General features: G+C 71.3%; 22 protein-coding genes and 1 riboswitch. Of the genes, 14 read left to right on the forward strand and 8 right to left on the reverse strand.

Annotation, left to right across the window (positions count from 1 at the left end):
- Position 1: 1 nt before the first annotated feature.
- From nagA to SALPAC4_RS0111190, 3 genes are read right to left on the reverse strand one after another with little or no spacing between them, the layout of a single operon-like run.
- Positions 2-1,111: an N-acetylglucosamine-6-phosphate deacetylase gene (gene nagA / locus SALPAC4_RS0111180; protein ID WP_019870392.1), complete on the reverse strand. Its 1,110-nt coding sequence runs from the start codon at positions 1,109-1,111 to the stop codon at positions 2-4.
- Positions 1,108-2,073 carry an ROK family protein gene (locus SALPAC4_RS0111185; RefSeq protein WP_027644648.1) on the reverse strand — a complete coding sequence of 322 codons (966 nt, stop codon included), beginning with the start codon at positions 2,071-2,073 and terminating at the stop codon, positions 1,108-1,110. The genes nagA and SALPAC4_RS0111185 overlap by 4 nt, the downstream gene beginning before the upstream one ends.
- Positions 2,070-2,999, reverse strand: a complete 930-nt coding sequence (locus tag SALPAC4_RS0111190) for an SIS domain-containing protein (RefSeq protein WP_019870394.1) — start codon at positions 2,997-2,999, stop codon at positions 2,070-2,072. The genes SALPAC4_RS0111185 and SALPAC4_RS0111190 overlap by 4 nt, the downstream gene beginning before the upstream one ends.
- A gap of 186 nt (positions 3,000-3,185) precedes the next feature.
- On the opposite strand from SALPAC4_RS0111190, the gene SALPAC4_RS0111195 reads away from it, so the two are divergent.
- The 4 genes from SALPAC4_RS0111195 (at position 3,186) to SALPAC4_RS0111210 (ending at position 6,738) form a co-directional block, all read left to right on the forward strand.
- Complete coding sequence (locus SALPAC4_RS0111195; RefSeq protein WP_019870395.1) at positions 3,186-3,971, forward strand: DeoR/GlpR family DNA-binding transcription regulator; 786 nt, start codon at positions 3,186-3,188, stop codon at positions 3,969-3,971.
- A 115-nt stretch (positions 3,972-4,086) separates the two neighbouring features.
- Entirely contained in the window at positions 4,087-5,091 is a 1,005-nt protein-coding gene (locus tag SALPAC4_RS0111200) for an ATP-binding cassette domain-containing protein (protein WP_033664955.1), read from the forward strand.
- Complete coding sequence (locus SALPAC4_RS0111205) at positions 5,088-6,101, forward strand: ABC transporter permease subunit (protein WP_027644647.1); 1,014 nt, start codon at positions 5,088-5,090, stop codon at positions 6,099-6,101. Before SALPAC4_RS0111200 ends, SALPAC4_RS0111205 begins: the two co-directional genes overlap by 4 nt.
- A gap of 175 nt (positions 6,102-6,276) precedes the next feature.
- Positions 6,277-6,738: a DUF3263 domain-containing protein gene (locus tag SALPAC4_RS0111210; protein WP_019870398.1), complete on the forward strand. Its 462-nt coding sequence runs from the start codon at positions 6,277-6,279 to the stop codon at positions 6,736-6,738.
- Between the two features lie 31 nt (positions 6,739-6,769).
- Here the strand turns inward: SALPAC4_RS0111210 and SALPAC4_RS0111215 are convergent, their stop codons facing one another.
- Entirely contained in the window at positions 6,770-6,985 is a 216-nt protein-coding gene (locus SALPAC4_RS0111215; RefSeq protein WP_018218042.1) for a hypothetical protein, read from the reverse strand.
- A gap of 216 nt (positions 6,986-7,201) precedes the next feature.
- On the opposite strand from SALPAC4_RS0111215, the gene SALPAC4_RS0111220 reads away from it, so the two are divergent.
- Complete coding sequence (locus SALPAC4_RS0111220) at positions 7,202-7,711, forward strand: GNAT family N-acetyltransferase (protein WP_027644646.1); 510 nt, start codon at positions 7,202-7,204, stop codon at positions 7,709-7,711.
- On the opposite strand, the gene SALPAC4_RS0111225 is transcribed toward SALPAC4_RS0111220, so the two are convergent.
- Positions 7,705-10,056 (reverse strand): AAA family ATPase, encoded by a 2,352-nt coding sequence (locus tag SALPAC4_RS0111225; protein WP_019870400.1) that lies wholly within the window; start codon positions 10,054-10,056, stop codon positions 7,705-7,707. The two genes, SALPAC4_RS0111220 and SALPAC4_RS0111225, sit on opposite strands and share 7 nt — an antisense overlap.
- 157 nt (positions 10,057-10,213) lie before the next feature.
- Between SALPAC4_RS0111225 and SALPAC4_RS0111230 the strand changes: the two genes are divergently transcribed.
- From SALPAC4_RS0111230 to SALPAC4_RS0111240, 3 genes are all read left to right on the forward strand, one after another.
- Positions 10,214-10,849, forward strand: a complete 636-nt coding sequence (locus tag SALPAC4_RS0111230) for a class I SAM-dependent methyltransferase (RefSeq protein WP_019870401.1) — start codon at positions 10,214-10,216, stop codon at positions 10,847-10,849.
- A 157-nt stretch (positions 10,850-11,006) separates the two neighbouring features.
- A complete protein-coding gene (locus SALPAC4_RS0111235) occupies positions 11,007-13,859 on the forward strand; it encodes an alpha/beta fold hydrolase (protein WP_019870402.1) in 2,853 nt (950 codons plus the stop codon).
- Complete coding sequence (locus SALPAC4_RS0111240) at positions 13,859-14,758, forward strand: ABC transporter permease (protein WP_019870403.1); 900 nt, start codon at positions 13,859-13,861, stop codon at positions 14,756-14,758. The genes SALPAC4_RS0111235 and SALPAC4_RS0111240 overlap by 1 nt, the downstream gene beginning before the upstream one ends.
- A 71-nt stretch (positions 14,759-14,829) precedes the next feature.
- Here the strand turns inward: SALPAC4_RS0111240 and SALPAC4_RS28950 are convergent, their stop codons facing one another.
- Positions 14,830-15,099: a DivIVA domain-containing protein gene (locus SALPAC4_RS28950; RefSeq protein ID WP_027644645.1), complete on the reverse strand. Its 270-nt coding sequence runs from the start codon at positions 15,097-15,099 to the stop codon at positions 14,830-14,832.
- A gap of 587 nt (positions 15,100-15,686) precedes the next feature.
- Here SALPAC4_RS28950 and SALPAC4_RS0111250 point away from each other — a divergent pair.
- The 4 genes from SALPAC4_RS0111250 to SALPAC4_RS0111265 all read left to right on the forward strand — a co-directional run bounded on the left by SALPAC4_RS0111250 (position 15,687) and on the right by SALPAC4_RS0111265 (position 17,022).
- Positions 15,687-15,887: a winged helix-turn-helix domain-containing protein gene (locus SALPAC4_RS0111250; RefSeq protein ID WP_239061300.1), complete on the forward strand. Its 201-nt coding sequence runs from the start codon at positions 15,687-15,689 to the stop codon at positions 15,885-15,887.
- 154 nt (positions 15,888-16,041) lie between these two features.
- Entirely contained in the window at positions 16,042-16,269 is a 228-nt protein-coding gene (locus tag SALPAC4_RS0111255) for a winged helix-turn-helix domain-containing protein (protein ID WP_019870406.1), read from the forward strand.
- A gap of 121 nt (positions 16,270-16,390) precedes the next feature.
- Complete coding sequence (locus SALPAC4_RS26450) at positions 16,391-16,627, forward strand: GntR family transcriptional regulator (protein ID WP_027644643.1); 237 nt, start codon at positions 16,391-16,393, stop codon at positions 16,625-16,627.
- 194 nt (positions 16,628-16,821) lie between these two features.
- The gene (locus tag SALPAC4_RS0111265) at positions 16,822-17,022 is read left to right on the forward strand and encodes a winged helix-turn-helix domain-containing protein (protein ID WP_019870407.1); all 201 of its coding nucleotides are present in this window, start codon (positions 16,822-16,824) and stop codon (positions 17,020-17,022) included.
- Positions 17,023-17,109: 87 nt separating this feature from the next.
- On the opposite strand, the gene SALPAC4_RS0111270 is transcribed toward SALPAC4_RS0111265, so the two are convergent.
- Together SALPAC4_RS0111270 and SALPAC4_RS0111275 are read right to left on the reverse strand one after the other, a co-directional pair.
- Positions 17,110-17,574, reverse strand: coding sequence for a hypothetical protein (locus tag SALPAC4_RS0111270; RefSeq protein ID WP_019870408.1), 465 nt, complete (start codon positions 17,572-17,574; stop codon positions 17,110-17,112).
- 199 nt (positions 17,575-17,773) lie between these two features.
- The gene (locus tag SALPAC4_RS0111275; protein WP_019870409.1) at positions 17,774-18,535 is read right to left on the reverse strand and encodes an LPXTG cell wall anchor domain-containing protein; all 762 of its coding nucleotides are present in this window, start codon (positions 18,533-18,535) and stop codon (positions 17,774-17,776) included.
- Between the two features lie 1,603 nt (positions 18,536-20,138).
- A riboswitch (SAM riboswitch) is annotated at positions 20,139-20,273 on the forward strand.
- 10 nt (positions 20,274-20,283) lie between these two features.
- Between SALPAC4_RS0111275 and thrC the strand changes: the two genes are divergently transcribed.
- On the forward strand, positions 20,284-21,570 hold the full coding sequence (gene thrC, locus SALPAC4_RS0111285) for a threonine synthase (RefSeq protein WP_018730321.1): 1,287 nt from the start codon (positions 20,284-20,286) through the stop codon (positions 21,568-21,570).
- Positions 21,571-21,841: 271 nt separating this feature from the next.
- Complete coding sequence (locus SALPAC4_RS0111290) at positions 21,842-22,840, forward strand: GNAT family N-acetyltransferase (protein ID WP_019870410.1); 999 nt, start codon at positions 21,842-21,844, stop codon at positions 22,838-22,840.
- The last annotated feature ends 25 nt before the right edge of the window (positions 22,841-22,865 follow it).

The following is a 22,865-nucleotide window of genomic DNA, read 5'->3' on the forward strand; positions in this document are numbered from 1 at the left end:
GTCAGTCCAGCCAGGTGCCCGCGCGCATCACCCGGACCACGTTCAGGTCGTCGTCGAGTATCACCAGGTCCGCCCGGAGACCGGGCTGGAGGGCGCCGACCCGATCGCCGAGCCCGATCGCGCGGGCGGGCGTGGTGGCCACCATCCGGGCGGCCTCCGGGACGGCGACCCCGGTGGCGACCGCGTTCCGGAACGCGGTATCCATCGTCAGCGTGCTGCCGGCGACCGCGCCGTCGCTGGCGAGCCGGGCCACGCCAGCGGTCACGGTGACCCGCTGCCCGCCCAGCTCGTACTCGCCGTCGGGCTGGCCGGCGGCGGCCATCGCGTCGGTGACCAGGGCGGCCCGCTCCACGCCGGCGGTGGTGGTGGCGAATGCCAGCATGCCGTCGTGCAGGTGCACCCCGTCGGCGACCAGTTCGCAGACCACGGAGGGGGCCTCCAGCAGGGCGATCACCGGCCCCGGTTCCCGGTGGTGCACGGGGCGCATCGCGTTGAACAGGTGGGTGGCGACGCTCGCGCCGGCGGCGATGGCGGCCTGGGTCTGCTCGTACGTGGCATCAGTGTGGCCGATCGCCGCGACCACGCCGTGGGCGGTGAGTAGCTTGATCGCCGCGGTCGCTCCCTCGCGTTCCGGGGCGAGGGTGACCATCCGGATCGTCCCGTGGCCCAGCTTCAGCAGCTCGGTCAGCTCCGCGGTGGAGGGATCGCGCAGGTACGCCGGGTTCTGCGCCCCGCAGCGGGCCGCGGAGAGGTACGGGCCTTCGAAGTGAATCCCGGCGAGCACCCCTTCGGCCACCAGCGGTCGGTAGGCGGTGGTGGCGGCGCGCATCAGCTCGAACGGCGAACTCACCAGGCTGGCCAGCAGGGTGGTGGTGCCGTGCCGGAGGTGGAAGCCGCTGGCGGCACGGGCCTCGTCGGCGTCTCCGGTGGTGAAGGTGTGTCCACCGCCGCCGTGGGTGTGGATGTCCACGAACCCGGGGAGGATCCAGTGCCCGTCCCGCCCGGACGGGTACTCGGCGACCGCGGTGATCTGCTCGTTGTTGATCTCTACGCAGCCCTGGCGGATGACCCCGGCCGGGGTCACCACCCTGCCGGTCACCCGTACCGTCATCGCTGCTCCAGGCTGTCGAGGGCGAGTAGGGCGGCGCCGAGGCAGCCCGCCTCGGCACCGAGGGCCGCCGGGACCAGCCGCGGTTCGCGGTGGAAGGTCATCCGGTCGTGCAGCGCGGCCCGCAGCGGGTCGAGTAGCTGGGCACCGGCGCGGGTCAGCCCCCCGCCGAGCACGATCGTCTCCACGTCGAAGAGGGCCTGACCCGTGGCGAGGCCGTCGGCGAGGGCCTCGACCGCCTCCGTCCAGACCCGCTGGGCCAGCTGGTCGCCGGCGAGGGCGCGAGCGGCCACCTCAGCCGCGCTCGTCTCCGGTGTGCTGTCGGCCAGCTCCGTGTAGCGGCGGGCGACCGCCGAGGCGGACGCGACCGCCTCCAGACAGCCCGCCTGCCCGCAGCCACAGCGCGGTCCACCAGGACGGACCAGAACGTGCCCCAGCTCCCCGGCGGCACCGTGCGCACCGGTGGCGGCCGTTCCGTCGATCACATGGGCGGCGGCGATGCCGGTGCCGATGGCGACGAAGAGGACGTGCCGGTCGGTCCGACCGGCGCCGAGCCGGGCCTCGGCGAGGCCGCCGACGCGGACATCGTGGCCGAGTGCCGCCGGCATCCCGAGCCGCGCGGTGGCCAGGGCCCGCAGGGGTACGTCGCGGAAGCCGATGTTGGCGGACCAGATCGCCACCCCTGCTGCTTCGTCGATGACGCCCGGGACGGCGAGGCCGAGCGCCACCGGGGTGAGCCCTTCGTCGCGGGCGGTGTCCGCCAGGCCGTCAGCCACGTTGAGGATGGTGTCCACCACGGCTGCCGGACCGCGGGCGGCCTGGGTCGGGTGGTGCTCGGTGCGCACGACGGTGCCGTCTCGGTGGACCAGGGCACACTTCATTCCGCTGCCGCCGACATCGATCGCGACCACGACCTGCCGTCGGTCAGGTGCGCCGTCCGGCGAACTCGGCGCTCCGCTGCTCATGCCAGCACCACGGAGCGGGCGAGGTGCCGTGGCGCGTCGGGGTCGAGGCCACGGCTGGTGGCGAGCGTGACGGCGAAGCGCTGCGCCAGGATCAGGTCGGCCATCGGGTCCAGCGGTGTGCGACCGGCGGCCCAGCTTCCGATCACGCTGCGGCACCCGTGGGTGCGGCTGTGCACGAAGGCGGCACCGGTGGCCGCCACATCCTCCGCAAGCCCCTCGGGCAGGTCCCCGAAGGCCCAGACCAGCCGGCCTGGCGCGGCGACGGAGATCGGGCCGTGCCGGTAGTCCATGGCCGGATACGCCTCGGCCCAGAAGGTGGCGGCCTCGCGGCACTTCAGCGCCGCCTCGTGGGCCAGCCCGACGGTCCAGCCCCGGCCCAGGAAGGTGACCTGTTCGATCTGGGCGGGGTCGATCGGTAGGGGGGCGCGCACTGCTACCTCGGCGTCGGCGGAGAGCGCGGGGATGTTGTCGCCCAGGTGGGCGCGGAGCAGGGCCAGCGCGGTCGTCGCGAACCGGGTCTGCACCACCGCGCGTTCGTCGGCGAAGGCCAACGGCACCGTGATGTCGGCCAGATCGGCGGCCGGGGCAGCGGGGTCACCGACCAGGACGGTGGTGGGCAGCACTCCGCGGAGTGCGGCGAGCAACTCGGTCACTTCGGTGGTGGTGCCGGAGCGGGTGATCGCGATCAACCGGTCGTAGCGGCGGCCGGTGGGAAACTCGCTGGCCTGGAAGGCGTCGGTCTCGCCGTGACCGGCGTGCTCGCGGCGGGCGGCGTAGGCCATCGCCATGAACCAGGAGGTGCCACATCCCACAACGGCGACTCGCTCGCCGGGCTGGGGCAGCTGGTCGGCCACCGAGGTGGCCAGCCGTGCCGCGGTCCGCCAGCAGTCGGGTTGACTCGCGATCTCCATGTCGACGTACGACATCAGGCTTCTCCAGAAACGTGCGCAATTTGGCTCGTTAGGCCCGGCTTTCGCGCGCTATTGTGCGCCGATTTGGGTGGTGGTGGCAACCAGGCCGGGGATCGAGCAGAAGCGGCGTTGCCTATACGTAGTTTCGCGCACTAGTGTGCACGCACAATCACCGATCGTGCAGCCGCTGGAGGGCTCGGGGTGGACCGGTACGCGAGATGGAACGCCCTGCTCGAGATGCTGACCGACAGCGGGCGGGTCAGTGTCGAGGGGGCCGCTGAGCGCCTGGCCGTCTCGCAGGCCACCATCCGCCGAGACTTCGACCAGCTCGCCCAGCAACAGATGATCACGCGTACCCGCGGTGGGGCGGTCGCCAACGGCGTCTCGTACGACCTGCCGCTGCGGTACAAGTCCGCGAAGCATTCGGCCGAGAAGCAGCGGATCGGCGCGGCGGCCGCGGCGCTGGTGTCCCCGGGCACGGTGGTCGGCCTCAACGGCGGCACCACCAGCACCGAGGTGGCGCGAGCGCTGGCCGTACGGCCGGATCTGAACACCAGCGCCGAGGGTGCCCAGCTCACCGTGGTCACCAACGCCCTCAACATCGCCAACGAGCTGCTGGTCCGGTCCCGGATGAAGGTCGTGGTGGCCGGTGGGGTGGTGCGACCCAAGTCATTCGAGCTGGTCGGCCCGCTGGGCGGGGCCCTGCTGCGGGAGGTCACCCTGGATGTGGCCCTGCTCGGGGTGGACGCGGTTGACCCCCAGCTCGGCGCCGCCGCCCATCATGAGGGGGAAGCGGCGATGAACAGCCTGATGGTGGCGCGGGCGAAGCGGGTGGTGGTGATCGCCGACTCCTCCAAGCTGGGTGGCCACGCCTTTGCCCGGATCTGCTCGGTGGACCGGATGGAGACCCTGGTCACGGACTCCGGTGCGGCGCCCGAGGTGGTCGCCGCCTTCCGTGCCGCTGACGTGCGGGTCGTCTGCGCCTGAATCGCACGACCAACCCTCCTATCGCCGCTTTCCGACGCGATGCACCGAATGGGTATTGCGCAAAGGGTAGTACCACGTATTGTGTCGGGAGTGCCGCCAACGGGGGAGGTGCAGCTTGACGGCTGTCCTGGAAATAGAAGGTCTCCAAAAGTCCTATCGAAGCCGAAGGCGCGGCACCCGCAACGCGCTCGACGGCTTCGACATGCGGGTGGAGGCGGGCCAGGTGCACGGCTTCCTCGGCCCGAACGGTTCGGGTAAGACGACCACCCTCCGTACGCTGCTCGGGCTCATCCGGCCCGACGGCGGTCGGATGCGACTGCTCGACCACGAGGTCCCGGCAGACCTGTCCGCGGTCGCCGGTCAGGTCGGCGCGATCGTGGAGAGCCCGCAGTTCTTCCCACACTTCACCGCCCGGGAAACCCTGTCCCTGCTGGCCACCGCGGGCCAGGTCCGCTCCACCCGGATCGACGAGGTGCTGGAGCTGGTGGGGCTGCGAGACCGGTCCCGGGAGCGGGTGAAGACCTACTCGCTCGGCATGAAGCAGCGGCTGGCCGTCGCCTCCGCCCTGTTGAAGGACCCACGACTGCTGATCCTGGATGAGCCGGCAAACGGGCTCGACCCGGGTGGCATCCGGGAGATGCGGGCGTTGATGCGGAACCTGGCCGAGGCGGGCACCACGGTGCTGCTCTCCAGCCACATCCTCGCCGAGATCCAACTGATCTGCGACTCGGTCACGATCATCTCGTTGGGGCGCCGGGTCGCGTTCGGCCCGGTGGAGAAGGTGCTGGCGGCCCACTCGGCCGGCACCGTCCGGGTGCGCCTGGAAGCGGTGGCCGACCTGCCGGAGGCGGGTGAGGCGCTGACCCGGGCGGGGTTCCGCGTCACCCGGGAACCGGACCACCTGCTGCTCGAGGGGGTGGAGGAAGCCGCCATGGTGACCCGCCTCCTCGCCGGTCAGGGCCTGTACGTCAGCGAGCTGGTCTGGGTCGATGCCGACCTGGAGAGTGTCTTCCTCGAGCTGACCGCCACCGCTCCGGCCCCCGGCCAGAGCCGGCAGGTCGACCAGTCGGCGCGACCTGCCATGGTGGGTCAGCGCAGCGCAGGAGGGTGGGGCGCGTGAGTCTCTATCGTGCGGAACTACGCCGGCTGGTGCTGCGGCGCCTCACCCGCTGGGCGACGGTGCTGGGCCTGGCGGTGTTGGCAACCGTGGCCGTCGGGGTCTTCCTGTCGAACCAGAAGATCGACGACGCGGCCCGGGCCAAGGCCCAGGTGGCCGCCGAGCAGTACTGGCAGCAGCAGGTGCGGCAGACCGAAGAGTTGCGGGCCGAGTGCGAGCAGGCGGCGGCCCGGGGCGACCAGTCTGATCGCTTCCCCCCGGACTGCTCCCAGATCTCGCCCCCACCCCGGGACGTCTACCCGGCGGAGCAGTACCTACCGACCACCTTCGACTTTCGGGCCAGCTTCGGCCAGACGCTGATGGCGCTCGCGGGGATCCTGGCCCTGGTCGGTTTCGTGGTGGGCTCCTCGTTCGTGGGCGCCGAGTGGAACACCGGCGGCATGATGACCATGCTGTTGTGGCGGCCGAAGCGGGTGACCGTCCTGCTCACCAAGCTGGCCGCCCTGCTCACCGGGCTGCTGGCGTTGGCGGTGACCACGACGGTGCTCTGGTTCGGCAGTTTCTGGCTGATCGCCACCACGCGTGGCAGCACCGAAGGGATGACCGCCGGTGCCTGGCAGTCCTTCGCCCTGGCCGGCCTGCGTGGCGTGGTGCTCGCCCTGGTCGCCGCCGCTCTCGGCTTCGGTCTGGCCTCGCTCGGCCGGCACACCGCGATGGCGCTGGGTGGCGCGGTCGGGGTGGTGGTGGTCGGGCAGGTCGGCCTGGGAGTGTTGCTCGACCTGATCGAAGCGAAGTTCATCGCGGCATGGTTGCTCCCCACCTACGTGCAGGCCTGGGTGGAGAAGGAGGTTGTCCTCCAGGACTGGCAGCTGTGCCAGCGCAACCCCTTCGGTCCATGTGAACCGGAGACGCTGACCCTCACCTGGCAACATTCTTCCGGGCTGCTCGTGGTGGGGCTGGTGCTCATTCTCGGCGGTGCGTGCTGGGCGATACGTCGGCGAGACATCTCCTGACGCCAGGGCAACCACCCCGGGCCCGTCGGACCGGCTCGCCGTCCGGTGAGCCCCCCACCAGGCCCGCTCGCCTCGCCGCTTGGCCAGCCGTCTCGTGCGGCTGGCCGAGCGGCGGACTAGGCTGAGGCACCCCCGGGTCGGCCGTACCGAGCCGACCGCCCCCGCGAGGAGGGTCATGCCGCCCGACACCGCCCCGACCGCCGCCGAGCCCTCCGGCGACGGGCGACCTGGCGAAGGACGCGGGCGCTCCGTCGTACCACCGCCCCGGCCGGTGCCCGAGGTCGAGGCCGTCGCGTCGGCCAACCCTGAGTCGGACGTCGTGGGGGCCGACGGCGGTGCGCTGTCCGACGCCGACGGCGGTGCGCCGTTGGGCGACGCCGCGCCGGGAGACGCCCTCGACTCGACCGCCGGCCTGACCGAGCGAGAGCGGGACATCCTCGACTTCGAGCAGCAGTGGTGGCGGCATCCGGGCGCCAAGGAACAGGCCATCCGGGACCGGTTCGGCTGCACCGCCACCCGCTACTACCAGCTGTTGAACGGGTTGCTGGACAATCCGGCGGCCCTGGCTGCCGAGCCGCTCCTGGTGGGGCGGCTGCGTCGCCTGCGCTCGGCCCGAGCCCGCGACCGACGTCGCTGAGGGGTCGGCAGCGCCGACCCCCTCGGTCGGATCAGCGTTTTTCGTGCATGCGTAGGCCGTTACCGATGGCGAAGAAGGTCGGAGCCCACTCGCCGATGAAGATCCCCCAACGGTCGGCGCGGGCCATGCCCGCCCGCTCCAGATGCTTCGAGAGGAACCAACTGCCGAAAGACAGGCCAATGCTTATGAAACCCGCGAGATAGGCGTGCTCGGCTCGGAGGCCGGTCTCGTGTAGGCGCTGCAACATCCGCGATCCCCCTGTCGCAAAAGTCGGCTCGTGCCACGGAAGCCCGGCGGGCCACCAGTGCTGACGCTACCTGCTGCCGCGGCGCGGGACGGAGAAACCAGCAACGGAGGGTGAGGAGGATTCGGGTAGGGCCGACTGGCCGATCTCTTCGTCCGGATCGTCAGTCCGCCCCGTTTGAGCTGGACGCTCGCCGATGAGCCCGGCAGACTGCCGGACGTGGCGGGTGACGTGCGGTTGGAGCCGGTGAGTGAACGCAACCTTGAATCGTTGCTCTCCGTAGCTGCTGCTGAGGCGGATCCGGCCGATGTCATGCCGCCGGTCGAGGCCCCGGCCGGCTGGTCGCAGGCCCGGCGAGAGGCGTTCCGCGAGTTCCACCGGGCCAGCTTCGCCGGGTTGCCGGGCCCGACCCGCACCCGAATGTACGCCGTCCTGGCCGCCGGCGAGGTCGTCGGGGTGATCCGGATGACCCGCTGCGCCGAGCCGGAGGCGGTGGAGACCGGGCTGTGGCTGGGGCGTTCGGCGCGGGGCCGGGGGATCGGAGCGGCCGCGCTCCGGGAACTGCTCAACAAGGCCGCCGCGGCCGGCATGCGCCGGGTGGTCGCGGCGACCACCCCCGACAACCGGGGTGCGCTCTCCGTGCTCACCAACTGCGGCGCGCGGTTGCGCGAAGCGAACGGCCAGGTCCACGCCGAGCTGTCGCTGGACGTTACGCCGAAGGATTACTGACGTTTCTTCGCGTACTCGGCCAGCCAGGCGACCTGGGCCGGGTCCAGGGAGGGGCGTACGCGGGTGCGGGCGACCGCGACGTGGGCGGTGGTCACCGTCGCCGCGGCGAGTGATTCGCGCATCGCGGCGAGCGCCGCCTCCCGGACCAGGGCCGCGCAGTCCGCGGCGGAGAAGCCGTCCAGGTCCCCGGCGAGCGCACCGAGGTCTACCTCCGGAGCGAGCGGCACGGTGCGCGACGCCGCCCGCAGGATCTCCGCGCGGCCCGCCTCGTCCGGCGGTGGGACGTAGACCAGCCGCTCCATCCGGCCCGGGCGCAGGAGAGCCGGGTCGACCAGATCCGGACGGTTGGTCGCACCCACCACAACCACGTTGCGTAAGGACTCCACTCCGTCCAGTTCGGTGAGGAGGGCGGCCACCACCCGGTCGGCCGTACCGCCGTCGGTGGCCTGACCGCGTACCGGCGCCAGCGCGTCCACCTCGTCCAGGAAGACCAGCGTCGGCGCGGCCTCGCGGGCCCGACGGAACAGCTCGCGCACCGCGCGCTCGCTCTCGCCCACCCACTTCGACAGCAGCTCGGCGCCCTTCACCGAGAGCACGTTCGCCCGGCCGGAACCGGCCAACGCGGCCACCAGGTACGTCTTGCCGCAGCCTGGCGGGCCGTAGAGCAGAACCCCGCGGGGCGGCTGCACCCCCAGCCGGGTGAAGGTGTCCGGATAGGTGAGGGGCCACAACACCGACTCGGTAAGGGTCTGCTTGACCTCGGCCAGGTCCCCCACGTCGTCGAGGGTCACCGACGCCAGCTCCAGGGTCGACGCGGCCATAGTGGTCGGGCGGACCACCGTCAGCGCCGCGTGCAGGTCGGCCATCGTCATGCGGGGCTGCTCCACCGTCTTCTGCCGCAGGGCGGCCCGGACCCCCGCCTCGCGGACCAGCGCGGCCAGGTCGGCGGCGACGAAACCGGGCGTACGCGCCGCGACCTCGTCCAGCCGTACGTCCTCGGCGAGCGGCACCGGTCGGGTCAGCACCGCGAGCTGCTCCCGGCGCAGGGCGGCGTCCGGCAGCGGGACGCTGACCCGCAGCGAGAGCAGGTCCGGGGTACGCAGGACGGGGTCCACGGCGTCGAGGCGGCTGGTGGTGCAGACCACGGCGGCCCCGGCCGCGACGGTCTCGGCCACCACCTGGCGGAAGACGGTGGCCATCGGGCCGGGCGCGGCGGCCGGGGCGAGCGCCTCCACGTCGGTGACCAGCAGGACGGCCGGTTCGTCGGTGCGTACCGCGGCGGCCGCGGCCCGCAGCCGCTCGGCGGCGGCCGGGTTGGTCAACGCGGCGAGTTCCGGCCCCCAGAGCGGCCGAACCCGCGCACCGACCCGGGCGGCGACCGCGCGCACCAGCGCGGACTTGCCGGACCCGGCCGGGCCGTCCAGGAGTACGCCGAGCGTCACCGTGGTGCCGAGTCGGCGCAGCACCGCACCGCGGTGGAAGCCGAGGTCGAGCAGCTCGGTCAGCTCCTCGGCCTGGGCGCGCAGCCCGGGTAGCTCCTCCACCGTGGGCGCCGGGTCGGTCGTCTCCGCAGGCTCGGTCGTCTCCGCCGGCTCGGCGTCCCGTGCCCCGGTGGCCGAGGCAGCCCGGGGCAGGGCCTCGGCGGGGGAGAGTGCCCGGAACGCCGCCAGGTCTCGGGCTGCCGGGGCGTGGGCGGTGAGGTCTCGGGCTGCGGGGTCGTGGGCGGTGAGGTCATGGGTGGCGGGGCCGTGCTCCCACCCGACGGTGGTCTTCATCGTGACCAGCGCCGCCGATGCCGGTGCGGCGGTGGTGACGGTGAGTAGGGTGCTGGTCCAGGCGTAGCCGACCCGGTTGGCCAGGCTCTGCCGGGCCGCCGTTAGGAGGCCACGTAACGCCGGGTCGGGCAGCGCCGCCGGGGGCAGCGCCGCCGGGGGCGGCAGCTCCTGCGGCAGCAGCGAGACATCGTCGCCGGTGGTGACCACCTTGCCGAGTAACGCGAGCCGGAGCAGCTCCGGGGAGACGGCCGCGACCACCTGCGGTGCGCCGGTGAGCACCACCCGGGCGGCGGCGGTGACCGGGGTGGGGCCGACGGTGACCTCACCGCCGTCGCGCAGGCCAAGGTTGCCCAGGGTCAGGTCATCGGCGTAAAGCAGCCCGGGGGTGGCCTCCGGCTCACTCGCCTCGGCCCGGGCGGCGGTGACCCGCCGACCGGCCAGCCGGACCGGATCGCCGGGGCGGATCCCGAGCGCGGTGAGCACCTCCGGGTGCAGCCGCACGACGCCCCGTCGGGCGTCCAGCGCGGCCGGCTGTCGGCTGGCGGTGAGTACGAGCTCCGGTCCCCCCACCCACCGAACCCTAGCCGGTACGCGGAAGGGGTCTCGGTAGCCGCCGCGGCCCGCCACCTCCCGATTTGCCGTCCTGGCAAAGGTGTTTGCGTTCCCGCGTCGTGCTGCCGGAGGGTGGGACTTCCGCGTGATCCGGTAATCGGCAGAGGAACCTGTGATGACTGACTTCGACGCCCTCTTCAACGTTGACTACTGGGACCAGCGATACAGCGAGGCCGGGCCGGTGTGGAGCGGCGACCCCAACCCCGTGCTCGTCGAGGAGACCGCCCCCCTTGCCCCCGGTACGGCCCTGGAGGTGGGCTGCGGCGAGGGCGCGGACGCCATGTGGCTGGCCGGACACGGCTGGCAGGTCACCGGCGTGGACTTCTCCGCGCAGGCCCTCGCCCGCGCCGCCGAGCGCGTACCCGCTTCCCTGGCGGGGCGACTGCGGTGGGAGCGGGCGGACATTCGCGACTGGCAGCCCGACGACGGCCCCCGTTATGACCTGGTGGCTACGTCCTACCTGCACTTCTCCGGGGCGCTGCGACGACAGGTGTTCGCCACTCTCGCCACCCGGGTGGCCCCAGGCGGCCACCTGCTGATCGTCGGGCACCACCCCAGCGACCTGGACACCGGTGTGCGCCGACCGCCGGAGCCCGACCTGTTCTACACGGCCGACGAGTTGGCACAGGAGCTGCCCGCCGGGGACTGGGAGGTGCGTACCCTGGCGGCCCGCCCGCGCGCCGCCACCACACCGGACGGCACGCCGGTGACCATCCACGACACCGTGCTCACCGCCCGCCGCATCCGCTGACGCCGACAGCACCGGACCGGCGCCCCCGGCGCCCGACCCGGCAACCCAGCCCGACCCCGGCACTCAGCCCGGCGACGGCCCGGTGCTCTCCGCCGACAGTGGTGCGTTCTCTGTTCACTCAGGCGATCCTCAGCTCTCCCCCCGTAGCGTGTGCCGCATGAGATCGCCGTCACCGGCCGCGTGGATCCGGCGCGCCCTGCCCACCCGTCGGCGTGCGCTGGCCGCGGCGGCAGCGGTGGTCGTCGTCGTCCTGCTCGCCGCCGGAGTCGCCGGGACCCTCCGGCCCGCCGAGCCGGACCTGCGCACCGAGGCGGCGCTGATTACCGTCCGGTCCGGGCCGACCGGCGACGAGCCGGTCGAGCTGGACACCACGCTGTACCTGCCCCCTGCCGCGGCCGCCGACGCCCCGGTGCCGGCCGTGCTGCTCGGGCACGGCTTCGGCGGTACCAAGGAGTCGGTCCGCGCCGACGCCGAGGAGTTCGCCGACCGCGGGTACGCGGTGCTGACCTGGACCGCGCGGGGCTTCGGCCGCAGCGGCGGCCAGATCCACCTGGACCACCCGGACTACGAGGTCCGCGACGCGCAGCGCCTGCTGGACTGGCTGGCCGCCCGCCCGGAGGTCGTCACCGACGCCACCGGGGACCCCCGGGTGGGCGTGGTCGGCGGCTCCTACGGCGGCGCGCTGGCGCTGCTGCTCGCCGCGCAGGACCAGCGGGTCGACGCGATCGTGCCGATGATCACCTGGAACGACCTCGCCCGCTCCTTCCTGCCCGAGCAGAGCGGCGAGGGGCCGGAACAGGGGGTGTTCAAGAAGGGCTGGGCCGGGCTCTTCTTCGGCAGCGGCGGCAACCCCGGTCCCGCCCCCCTCGGCGGCTCCGGCCCGGCCGGCGGCCTCGCCCCCGGTGGCGGTTCCGTGCCGGGCGGCTCCCTCCCGGAGAACGCGGCCACCACGGCCGGCGCCGTTGACCCGTCCTGCGGGCGGTTCGCCCCCGACGTGTGCGCCGCGTACCTGCGGATCGCCACCACCGGGCGGGCCGACCCGGACGCCGTCGCACTGCTGCGCCGCTCCAGCCCGGCCGGGAAGCTCGACCGGGTCGAGGCGCCGACGCTGCTGGTGCAGGGGGCGGCCGACACCCTCTTCCCGCTCACCGAGGCGGACGCGAACGCCCGGGAAATCGCCGCGACCGGCACCCCCGTCCAGGTGGCCTGGTTCACCGGCGGGCACGACGGCGGCGACGGCCCGAAGACCGACCGGGACCGGGTACGGCACCTGACCGCGCGGTGGCTCGACCACTACGTCAAGGGCGAGGGCCCGGCCCCCGCCGACGACTTCACCTTCTCCCGGATCGCCGGATTCGACGCCCTCAACCGGGGGCTGGTCGCCAGTGGCTTCCGCGCCACCGGCTACCCGGGCGTCGGCGGCACCGGCCGGCAGCCGGTGTCGGTGAGCGGTCCGGCCCAAGCCATCGCCAACCCGCCGGCCGGCAACCCGGCCGCGATCTCGTCGGTGCCCTTCGCCGGGGAGCTCTCGTCGCTGCTCGACGGGGTCGCCGGGGACATCCCCGGCCAGCACGCCCGGTTCGAGTCCGCACCGCTGCCGGCGGCGGTGGACGTGGTCGGTGCGCCGACCGTCTCCATCCGGGCCGCGTCCCCGACCGGCACGGCCGTGCTCTTCGTCAAGCTCTACGACGTCGCCGGTGACGGGGCGGCGACCCTACCGAACGGGCTGGTCGCGCCGATCCGGCTGGAAGGGCTACCGGCGGCCGTTGAGGACGCCGAACCGGTCACCGTCACCCTGCCGGCGATCGTCCGCCGGATCGAGGCCGGGCACCGGCTGCGGGTCGTGGTGGCGACCTCCGACCAGGCGTACGCCACCCCGGTCGAACCGGCCGTCTACAGCGTGGCCCTGGCGAGCGGGGCGGTCACCCTGCCCACAGTCGCCAGCGAGCCGATCCCCACCGACGCCGTCGTCTGGCGCTGGGTCCTCGCCGGGCTGATCGCCACGATCGTGGTCGGGCTCGTCGTGGTCGTCGCCGTCCTCCGCCGCCGGCACCAACGTCGCGAGAGCCGGGTCCACCCGGAGTACGCGGGCGTCCCGCTCGCCGTCCGGGAACTGCGCAAGGAGTACGCGGACGGCTTCGTCGCCGTCTCCAACGTCGACTTCGAGGTGCACCCCGGGCAGGTGGTGGGCCTGCTTGGCCCGAACGGCGCGGGCAAGACCACCACGCTGCGGGTACTGATGGGGCTGACCCAGCCGACCGCCGGCGAGGTCTACGTCTTCGGGCACCGGCTGGTGCCGGGCGCCCCGGTGCTGTCCCGGATCGGTGCCCTGGTGGAGGGCCCCGGCTTCCTGCCGCACCTGTCCGGGCAGGACAACCTGACGGCGTACTGGCGGGCGACCGGGCGGCCGTGGGCCGACGCGCACTTCGACGAGGCGTTGGAGATCGCCGGGCTGGGCACCTCGGTGCACCGGAAGGTGCGGACCTACAGCCACGGCATGCGGCAGCGCCTGGCGATCGCGCAGGCGATGCTCGGCCTGCCGCAGCTGCTGGTGCTCGACGAGCCGACCGACGGCCTGGACCCGCCGCAGATCGCCGAGATGCGCCGGGTCCTGCGGCGGTACGCCACCGACGGCCGGGCGGTGCTGGTCTCCAGTCACCTGCTCGCCGAGGTGGAGCAGACCTGCACCCACGCGGTGGTGGTGACCAAGGGGCAGATCGTCGCGTCCGGCCCGGTCGAGGAGATCGTTGGCGAGTCGCCGAGCGTCCTGCTGGAGGTCACCGACCCGGTGGCCGCGCGGGAGGTGCTGGACCGGCTGGCGGGCGTCTCGGTGCTGCCCGACGGCGACGGGCAGCTCGTGGTGGACACCAACGGCACCGCCCGCAGCGAGGTGGTCGCCGAGCTGGTGCGGGCCGGCATCGGGGTGGACCGGGTGGTGCCCCGGCGGCGCCTGGAGGACGCGTTCCTGGCCCTGGTCGGCGAGAACTCTCGGGGAAGCGGGGATCGATGATGGCGCAGACGACGGTCGAGCCCAACGCGGGCGACTCCGGCGGCACCCCGTCCGGCGCGGCGGCGGGCTACCGGCCCTTCGCCACGCTGCCGTTGCGGGCCGAGTTCCGGCGGCAGGCGTCGCGGCGACGGACCCAGCTCGCGCTGGGCTTCATGGTGCTGCTGCCGCTGATCATCCTGATCGCGTTCCAGTTCGGCTCCGGCGACGACGACAACGGGCGCGGCGAGTTCGGCAGCCTGGTCGAGTTCGCCACCTCCGGCGGACTGAACTTCACCCTCTTCACCCTCTTCGTCTCCGCGTCGTTCCTGCTGGTGGTCGTGGTGGCGCTCTTCTGCGGGGATACTGTGGCCAGTGAGGCGAGCTGGGGCAGCCTGCGCTACCTGCTCGCCGTGCCGGTGCCACGGGCCCGACTGCTCGCGGTGAAACTACTGGTGGCGCTCACCTATTCGGCGCTGGCGCTGCTCCTGCTCGCCGGCACCGCGTTGCTGCTCGGCACCCTGCGGTACGGGTGGGAGCCGCTGCGCAGCACGGTCGCCGCCCAGCTGGAGCCGGGGGAGGGGCTGCTGCGGCTGCTGGCGGTGCTCGGCTACCTGGCCGTCGTACTGCTGGTGGTGGCGGGCCTGGCCGTGCTGCTGTCGGTGTCGACGGACGCCGCGTTGGGCGCGGTCGGTGGAGCGGTGCTGCTCTGGATCCTGTCCAGCATCCTCGACCAGATCACCGCCCTCGGCGTGCTGCGGGCCTTCCTGCCGACCCACTACAGCACCGCCTGGCTGGGGCTGCTGTCGACACCGATCCAGACCGACGACGTGGTCCGGGGAGCGATCTCCGCGATCAGCTACGCAACGCTCTTCTGGGGCTTGGCCTTCTGGCGCTTCACCCGCAAGGACGTCGTGTCCTAACGGCACTTGGGTGCGGTCGGTCCACCGCGCTCAGCGCCTGGCGGCAGGCAGTTGCGGTCGGTCCACCGCGTTCAGCGGCGCCATCGGCTGTTCGGGGTGGTGGCGGGTTGGCAGTCGGCGTGTCGGGACTGCCACTGCCGCAACGCCTGCCGGATCAGCTCACCCTCGGTGTGGGCGGTGGTCGCCTCCCGGGTGAGTCGTTCCAGCTCGTCGGCGACGCGGTCAAGGTAGGCGTACACCTGCTCGGGGTCCAGACCGCCGCGCCAACGACGCCGGGCGAAGGTCGCGGCGCGAACCTGGGATGAGAACAGGCGTCGGGCCCGGTAGATCATGGCGGTCACGTCCTCTCGGTCGGGGTTGGGCGGGGCGGCGCCGAGGCGGGCGGGGGCGACCGGCACGTCTGCGCGTGGCGTACCGGCCGGAGCCCGGCACCCGCCCCGGGCCCTTTCCCACCTCGCGCACGTTCGCGAGCGGGCGTCGGGTGGTTCGGGTGTCGGCACCCAGATCCAGCACGCCTGCGCTACCTCGCCGCTCCGCCCCAGCAGCGCGGTGACGGAAGCAATACGGGGGTATGTCTCGCACGGGTGCGCTGTCACCTGCTCGGTCGCCCAGGCCACGCCGGCCGCCGAGGCCTTCGAGGCCCTCATGTGGATCTCCCCCTTCTTTGCTGAATGCCGGGGCAGCGCGTTACCCAACACGAAAGGCTGCGGGGTTGGCGCAAGCTGCCCCGGCAAAAGCCGGTCTTGATCCCGGCAGGGAGCGGCGCACCTAGCTGCCGAGCGAGGAGCACCACCCGTCAGACAGTAAGTGTCTAAGGTGTCTAAGTCAACGTCGAGGTTGTAGGTGTTGAAGCTGGCATGTTGGAATGGGTGGGCCGAGCGAGGAGTGCCCCATCATGCCCAACCGCACCGCTGACTACATTCGTGTCGTGGATTCGATCACTGCTCAGATTCGAGCGGGTGAGCTTGCGCCGGGAGACAAGCTGCCGACGTACGCGCAGCTCGCCGACCACTTCAAGATCAGTGTTACCACTGCCCAAACCGCGCTGCGCATACTTCGGGAACGTGGATTGGTTGAGGGCCACCAGGGCAAGGGAACGTACGTCTCGGAACGTCCAGAGCTGAGGTAGTACGTCAGGTAGCACGTGGGATGTGGCCTGCCTCGTACTTGGGGTGAGTGCGGCTGCCACTGCCGAAAGCCCTGCCGGATCAGCTTGCCCTCGGTGTGGGTGGCCTTCGCATCTCGAGTGGGTCGTCCCAGCTCCTAGGCGAAAGGACTCTGACGTGCCTGCACTGCCGCTCAGCTATGCTGACATCGCTGCGGATATCACCGTCCGGATCGAAGCTGGTGAGTATGAGCCAGGTGCCAAGTTGCCGTCCTACGCCCAGCTCGCCGATCTCTACTCCGTCTCAATCTCCACGGCCGCCCGCGCCGTGGCGCTGCTGCGTGACCGGGGAGTCGCTGTCGGCGCACCGGGACGAGGGGTGTATATCCGGCAGCCGAACGGCTGAAGCTCGGTCTTGCCCGTCGCGCACTGCGCGCTACTCCGGTGTGCCAAGCCGCGAGGCGCATTCGGAGGGGCTCCAGCGGGCGTCGTCATGGCCTGGCAAATGCCAATGGTTGGATGAGGCTATGCCTCATGCCGTCCCGCTCTGGAGAGTCATCCGGGATGACCTTCGCGCTCGGATCAAGGTGGGCATCCTCAAGCCTGGTGACAAGTTGCCCAGCACGCGGGAACTTGCGGACCAGTATGAGACGAGTTCAGTCACAGTGCGCAAAGCAGTCGATATCCTTATTGAGTCTGGCGAGTTACTGGGTAGGCAGGGGATGGGCGTCTTCGTGGCCATTCCGCCAGCGAGTGATCGTTGAGGCGCTAGATGCCGGCGGCGGACCTCGCGACCGTCCGTGGCGAGCCTTGTTGACACCGGTCGCCGCAGGGGAGTGCAATCTAGGTCGCCGGTCGAGGGTGTAGTTGCTGACATAGCGCGTTCCCAGGCCGAGTCGGTGTCCAGGGTTGCATGAAATTTGCTAGCGGAGAGTTACCACGCGAGGAGTGCACCGTCATGTCCCGCCGTACCGCTGACTACATTCGGGTCGTGGACTCGATCACTGCTCAGATTCGAGCGGGTGAGCTTGCGCCTGGAGACAAGCTGCCGACCTACGCGCAGCTTGCCGACCACTTCAAGATCAGTGTCACCACCGCCCAAACCGCGCTGCGCATACTTCGGGAGCGTGGATTGGTCGAGGGGCAGCAGGGCAAGTAAACGTACGTCTCGGAACGCCCAGCTCTGGGGTAATGGGGTCCGGTAGCGGCCGGCTGGGGTGGGCAACGAACCCAAGCCGGCGGCCGTCTAGACCCTGGCCATCTCCGCCGACAGCACCCGGCGCAGGATCTTCACGACCTCGCCGGGTGCGAACCTTTCCCCAGCAGCCCGCTCCAGCTGAGCCACCGTGCTGAAGATCCGATCCGAATCGGTGGTCCGCAGCTGCGCCACCATCCACGCACTCAGATCATCCAGCGAATCGGGCAGCACCAGCGCCTCCTCCGGTGGCTCAAAGACCTGCAAATTTGCCAGGTCGGGCACCGGCTCACCAGCCGACGCGTACGCCCCGGGTGGCATCCCCACCCGGTACGGGTGCACGCACACCGGGGTCCCCGAGGGGGTTGCCCGCCAGCCGAGCTGCCGATTGAACGCCAATTCGGTCGCTGGCCGGGCGACGACATCGAACCGACCGGGCGCGAGCATCTGCGCGGGGCAGATCCCGCACGTCTCCTCGCACCAGCGCCCCAGCGGACCGTCCAACTCCACCCCCATATAGTGCGGCCGCCGTATCTAACCCGGTAGCGGGTGGTCTGGAACGCCCGCCCGCCGTTGCCTGGGCGGACAAACGGGCCACCTGCCCCGGCGTACCGGAGACGAGTGGCCCGTTGTCAACCAGCTTCACCTGGTCGTGTGGCTCGCTGATCACGGCTACCCGACGCAATATCGAGCCGGGTGTCGCGAAGCGCCTGGGTCAGGAAGCGAAGCGGGTACGACGCCGGCGTCCGATCAGGTAGCCCGCGCCGCCGAGGAGCAGAAGCGCACCGCCGATGCCGGCCACGGTCGCGGTGTTGGCGCCGGTCACGGGAAGTCCACCTCCCTCGCCGCCGGAGGCGCCCAGGCTGGCGGAGGGGGCAGGGGTCGGCGTGTCAGTAGCGGAGGCCGTCGGCGAAGCAGTCGCCGTGGGCGAAGCAGTAGCCGTGGCGCTCGGGGTCGGTGCGGCGGTCGTGGCGCTCGGTGTCGGTGTGGCCTGAGCTGCGCAGTCAAGCTCACGTGCGGCGTACAGGCCGTCGTTCAGGAAAGCCAGGTGGGCGTCCATGCTCGAGGTGTTCAACACCTCTTGCGCGGCCTCATCCACGTTGGTGCCACCGGCCGCCAGGGCCTGGCTGATCTTGATCCTCAGGTCAGTCAACCAGACTTCCTCGATGTCTGTCGTGAGGAATGTGCGGAGATCGTCTTCGCTGCCGCTCAGCGCCGTCTGCAGTGCGCGAGGCGTGGCGACAAACGAGTGGTCGTTTGCCGCTGACCGGAGTTGGGCTACCAAGATCCGCACCTTGATGTATTCGGCGGTGTCCGGGTCAATGGTGATGAGCTCGCGGACGTCCTTGTACACCTTGCGCTCGACCATCTGGCAGGACTCGTCCAGCCCAAGCGGTGGGGTCTCAGCCGCCGCCGGTGTTGCCGGAATAAAGAAAGCCAACGCCATTAGGGCGCCAGCCAGGATCTTCCCACGCATGTGGTTCCCTCCCGTGAAGTAGAAGGAGGGACATTACCCCAATGGATGAGAAGGGTCGGGGGTGGGATGCCGTGCCGATCGCTTTGTTGGACTGGTGTCGGTTGGTGGCATTTGGGACGCAATTTGGGCCTGCTGCGGCATTCGCTATGCGTGGTCACGGTTGGGTGTGAGGTCGAGGCGAACTACTGGCCGGACGTTGACGACGTGGAGCGCGAGGATGGCGGGCCGTGCCGCCTCGCCCGGTGACGCAACCGTTGCATCGCATCCGGGACGACCAAGCGCGGGCCCGTGGGTGGACTATCCCGGTGGGGCATCAATCCGAGTCTGGGCGCAAGCCTCTCCAACCTGCGCGCTGCACGATTGCGCAGTTGCGGAAAATGTCATTCCGGACCAGTAGATGGGGTAAAGGCTGATCGCCTCTCCGCCGTCCGCCCGTACCACCGGAAAGTCGGTTTCGTAGGTCGCGCCATCGACTAGCCGGCCCTGAACGCGTAACACCAGGTGCTCCGCGCTTGTGTCGGTGGCCGGTACCGCTTGACGCCCACCACAAGCGGCCACTCGTCGTTCGGTAGCCGTCCCTCAGACGTGGTGAACTCGAGAATCGACCGGCAATTCGACCGACTGCCGGCAGTCTGGCACAGGTCGGCAAACTTGCCGGCCTGCGCCAGAGCCACGGCTTCCGAAAGTAGCTCCTCGGCTTCGCTTGGCTGAACTTGGCGCGGGCTTTCCTGGTTCGTTTTTGTCGTGCACGCGATGATGGATGAGAGCGTCAGGAGGGCTACGGTGCCGCCTAGTACTAACGAACCGGCGCTTGTTCTCCCCATCTTGGCTCCTCCGCTGGTAGTTCCATCGACTATTGGCCGGGATTTCGAGGCTGGCGGGCGGCGAACGCTGCCGATGTCGCGGCGGCGGAGAGGCACAGTAGTGGGACGGTGATTCTCCCAGCGAGGGTCGAGTTCGGGTAGGGGTCCGCTGCCGGCGGGGATGGCCAGCGGGGTGAGCCCCGCGAGCGCGGCGAGGAGGTCGAGCAGGATGGACGGTCAGCAGGGCCGCCGCGGTCAGGGTCGCCACGCCCGGACCGCTGGCCCGCACGGCGGGAGCGTTCGCGGGCAGAATCCCGGTGTGGATCAGCGCCGTCCTGATCAGCCATAGTGGTGGACGCGATTCAGAAACCCTGCTGTCCTGATTCCGCGTGGTCCCGTCCCCAGGCCCGCGCCGTCGAGATCGACCGCTGTGCTCGGCGCGCTGCAGGGCCACCATGAGCGCTGCCGCCACCTTCGGGCACAGGGGGCGGCGAGCTGACCTCGTCAACCGGGCGCAACGGGCACACAGGTGGGGCAGCTCGACAGTGGGCGGAGCGGACTAGTCGCCGCGCGCCACCGCCAGCCGCCCGCGAGCGTCCGGAAACCTCCCCCGGCCCGTCAACCGCCCGGGAAGGAAACCTCCCCGGCCCTCACCGGGAGTAACGGGTGGCCGTTGTGGCAGTGGACCGGGTCGAGCGGTGGCTCGGTGCCGTTGCGGGGTGAATCACATTTCGCCACAGGATGGGACCGGGCGGTCATCGGCCGTCATCGCCGGCTTACACTCGGCGGCACAACTGAATGCCTCATCCAGAGGGGCTGAGGGACACGGCCCGAAGACGCCCCGGCAACCACCCCACGTGATCACCCAGAGTGACCGGCGGGGCAGGTGCCAATTCCGGCCCCGCCGCAGAGTGCGACGCGGGGGCAGATGAGAGGAATCTCGAGATGACGTCCACCCTCGCCCCGTCCGGGATCGACCCCGCCGCCAGCCCGGCCCGCGCCCTGGTCTGCCGCGCCTGCTCGGCCCGCTACCCGCTCATCGCCCAGCACGCCTGTTACGAGTGCTTCGGCCCGCTGGAGGTCGACCACGACCCCGCCGCGCTGGCCGCCGTCACCCGCGAGCAGATCGAGGCCGGCCCGCGCAACATCTGGCGGTACGCGCCGCTGCTGCCCGTCGGCCAGGACCCGGCCACCCGGGTCACCCTCGACCCGGGCTTCACTCCGCTGGTCGCGGCCCCGCGGCTGGCCGCCGAGTTGGGCCTCACCGCGCCGCTCTGGGTCAAGGACGACAGCGCCAACCCGACCCACTCGTTCAAAGACCGGGTGGTGTCGGTGGCGCTGACCGCCGCCCGGTCGTTGGGCTTCACCCGGTTCGCCTGCGCCTCCACCGGGAACCTGGCCAACTCGGTCGCCGCGCACGCCGCCCGCGCCGGCGCCCCGTCTGTGGTGTTCATCCCCAGCGACCTGGAGCAGGGCAAGGTGCTCACCACCGCCGTGTACGGCGGGGACCTGGTCGCGATCGACGGGTCGTACGACGACGTGAACCGGCTCTGCGGCGAACTGGTGGAGACCGACGAGTTCGAGGACACCGCCTTCGTCAACGTCAACGTGCGGCCCTACTACGCCGAGGGGTCGAAGACGCTCGGCTACGAGGTGGCCGAGCAGCTCGGCTGGCGGATCCCCGCCCAGGTGGTGATTCCGATGGCCTCCGGTGAGCTGCTCACAAAGGTCGACAAGGCGTTCGCCGAGTTGGTCGAGATCGGCCTGGTCGAGGCGCCGGCCGGCGGCTGGCGGGTGTTCGGGGCGCAGTCGGCGGGTTGCAGCCCGATCGCCGCGGCCCTGCACGCCGACAGTGACACCATCAACCCGGTCAAGCCGACCGGCATCGCCAAGTCGCTGAACATCGGTGACCCGGCCGCCGGCCCGTACGCCCTGGAGTCGGTCCGCCGTACCGGCGGTTGGATGGCGGCGGCCGACGACGACGAGATCCGGGCCGGGATCCGGCTGCTCGCCCGTACCGCCGGGGTCTTCGCCGAGACCGCCGGCGGGGTGACCGTGGCGGTGCTGCGGAAGCTCGTCGAGTCCGGCCGGCTCGACCCGACCGCCGAGACGGTGATCTTTAATACCGGTGAGGGGCTCAAGACCCTGGATGCGGTGGCGGATCAGGCGGGCCCGAGCCACCGGATCAAGGCGTCGCTGCGCGCGGCCCGGGACGCCGGTCTGATGGGTTGATCGGCCGATTGATGATCGGTACGGCCGTACTGCGTGAAAACTGCCCGTGCGGGCTTGACGTCCGGTTTTTCTTGACGAAGAATAGCTAACGCGGGAGGGCTCTCGCCGGAGACTTTGTTCTTTCGACCCAGCGCCAGCGGCGTTGTGTGGGAGTCCCTCCCGACCACCCCAGATTTTCCTGCTGCCGCCGCACTGATTTCCTGCCCGGTGGCAAGCCGGGGTCGTCGATAATGACTGGACCGGCCAGCGCCTCGTGGCGCAGGCTGCGGGTATGGGCATCACCATCACCCCCTTCGGCCCCGCCGACGACCACGCGATCGACGCGGCCATTCAGGTCGAGGCGGCAGCCGCCGCCGTTGATCTGCCTGACTTTCCGCTCTTCTGCCCGCAGCGGTTCATCGGGTCCGTGCGGCACCCGATGCCCGGCGACGCGCCGGTGCACCTGCTGGCCCACCTCGACGGTGCGGCCGCCGGCCTGGTCACCCTGGAGTTGCCGCAGCTGGACAACACCGAGAACGTCTTCGTCGACCTGACGGTGCATCCGGCCGCTCGGCGCCGGGGCGTCGGGCGGGCGCTCTTCGACCGCACGGTTGAGCTGGCCCGGGAACACCGGCGCAAGCGGCTGACCGCGATGACCCTGGACACGGTGGCGGCCGGTGCCGCCTTCGCCCGGACCCTCGGGGCGGACTCCGTGCTGGCCGACGTCCGCCGCCGGTTGGACCTCGACCAGCTCGACCCCGCGGCGCTGGCCCGCCTGCTGGCTGAGGCCCAGGACCGGGCCACCGACTACCAGCTGGTGTTCTGGCAGGGCCACACCCCGGAGGAGTACCAGGCCGACGTCGCCTACCTCGAGGGGCGCCTCATCGCCGACGCGCCGATGGGGGACCTGGCGTGGGAGCCGGAGCGGTACGACGCCGAACGGGTCCGGGCCACCGACGTCGCCCTGGACGCGCGCGGCCGACGTCGCTACCACACCGGAGTACGCCATCGGGCTTCCGGCCGGCTCGTTGGGTGGACCATGCTCGACGTGGCGGCCACCGTCGACTGGCACGCCCTCCAGCAGATCACGATCGTGGACCCGGAGCACCGGGGGCACCGTCTCGGCCTGCTCGTCAAGCTCGAGAACCTGCGGTACCTGCGGTCCCACGAACCGGCGGTGCGGGTCATCAACACCTTCAACGCCGCCGCCAACGATCACATGATCGCCATCAACGAGCAGCTCGGGTTCCGGGTCGCGGACCGCTGGTCCAACTGGCAGTTGACGATCTGATCTGTGACGCGGCCCTACTGATCGT

Origin of the sequence: Salinispora oceanensis, from assembly GCF_000383575.1 — a bacterium.
Taxonomy (GTDB): Bacteria; Actinomycetota; Actinomycetes; order Mycobacteriales; family Micromonosporaceae; genus Micromonospora; species Micromonospora oceanensis.

What these genes read in the sequence shown, in the direction of transcription:
- nagA (WP_019870392.1), bottom strand. Translation starts at nt 1,111, where the DNA reads ATGACGGTACGGGTGACCGGCAGGGTGGTGACCCCGGCCGGGGTCATC.
- SALPAC4_RS0111215 (WP_018218042.1), bottom strand. Translation starts at nt 6,985, where the DNA reads ATGTTGCAGCGCCTACACGAGACCGGCCTCCGAGCCGAGCACGCCTAT.
- SALPAC4_RS0111240 (WP_019870403.1), top strand. Translation starts at nt 13,859, where the DNA reads ATGGCGCAGACGACGGTCGAGCCCAACGCGGGCGACTCCGGCGGCACC.
- SALPAC4_RS0111265 (WP_019870407.1), top strand. Translation starts at nt 16,822, where the DNA reads ATGTCCCGCCGTACCGCTGACTACATTCGGGTCGTGGACTCGATCACT.
- SALPAC4_RS0111210 (WP_019870398.1), top strand. Translation starts at nt 6,277, where the DNA reads ATGCCGCCCGACACCGCCCCGACCGCCGCCGAGCCCTCCGGCGACGGG.
- SALPAC4_RS26450 (WP_027644643.1), top strand. Translation starts at nt 16,391, where the DNA reads ATGCCTCATGCCGTCCCGCTCTGGAGAGTCATCCGGGATGACCTTCGC.
- thrC (WP_018730321.1), top strand. Translation starts at nt 20,284, where the DNA reads ATGACGTCCACCCTCGCCCCGTCCGGGATCGACCCCGCCGCCAGCCCG.
- SALPAC4_RS0111230 (WP_019870401.1), top strand. Translation starts at nt 10,214, where the DNA reads ATGACTGACTTCGACGCCCTCTTCAACGTTGACTACTGGGACCAGCGA.
- SALPAC4_RS0111185 (WP_027644648.1), bottom strand. Translation starts at nt 2,073, where the DNA reads ATGAGCAGCGGAGCGCCGAGTTCGCCGGACGGCGCACCTGACCGACGG.
- SALPAC4_RS0111290 (WP_019870410.1), top strand. Translation starts at nt 21,842, where the DNA reads ATGGGCATCACCATCACCCCCTTCGGCCCCGCCGACGACCACGCGATC.
- SALPAC4_RS0111270 (WP_019870408.1), bottom strand. Translation starts at nt 17,574, where the DNA reads ATGGGGGTGGAGTTGGACGGTCCGCTGGGGCGCTGGTGCGAGGAGACG.
- SALPAC4_RS0111235 (WP_019870402.1), top strand. Translation starts at nt 11,007, where the DNA reads ATGAGATCGCCGTCACCGGCCGCGTGGATCCGGCGCGCCCTGCCCACC.
- SALPAC4_RS0111275 (WP_019870409.1), bottom strand. Translation starts at nt 18,535, where the DNA reads ATGCGTGGGAAGATCCTGGCTGGCGCCCTAATGGCGTTGGCTTTCTTT.
- SALPAC4_RS0111190 (WP_019870394.1), bottom strand. Translation starts at nt 2,999, where the DNA reads ATGTCGTACGTCGACATGGAGATCGCGAGTCAACCCGACTGCTGGCGG.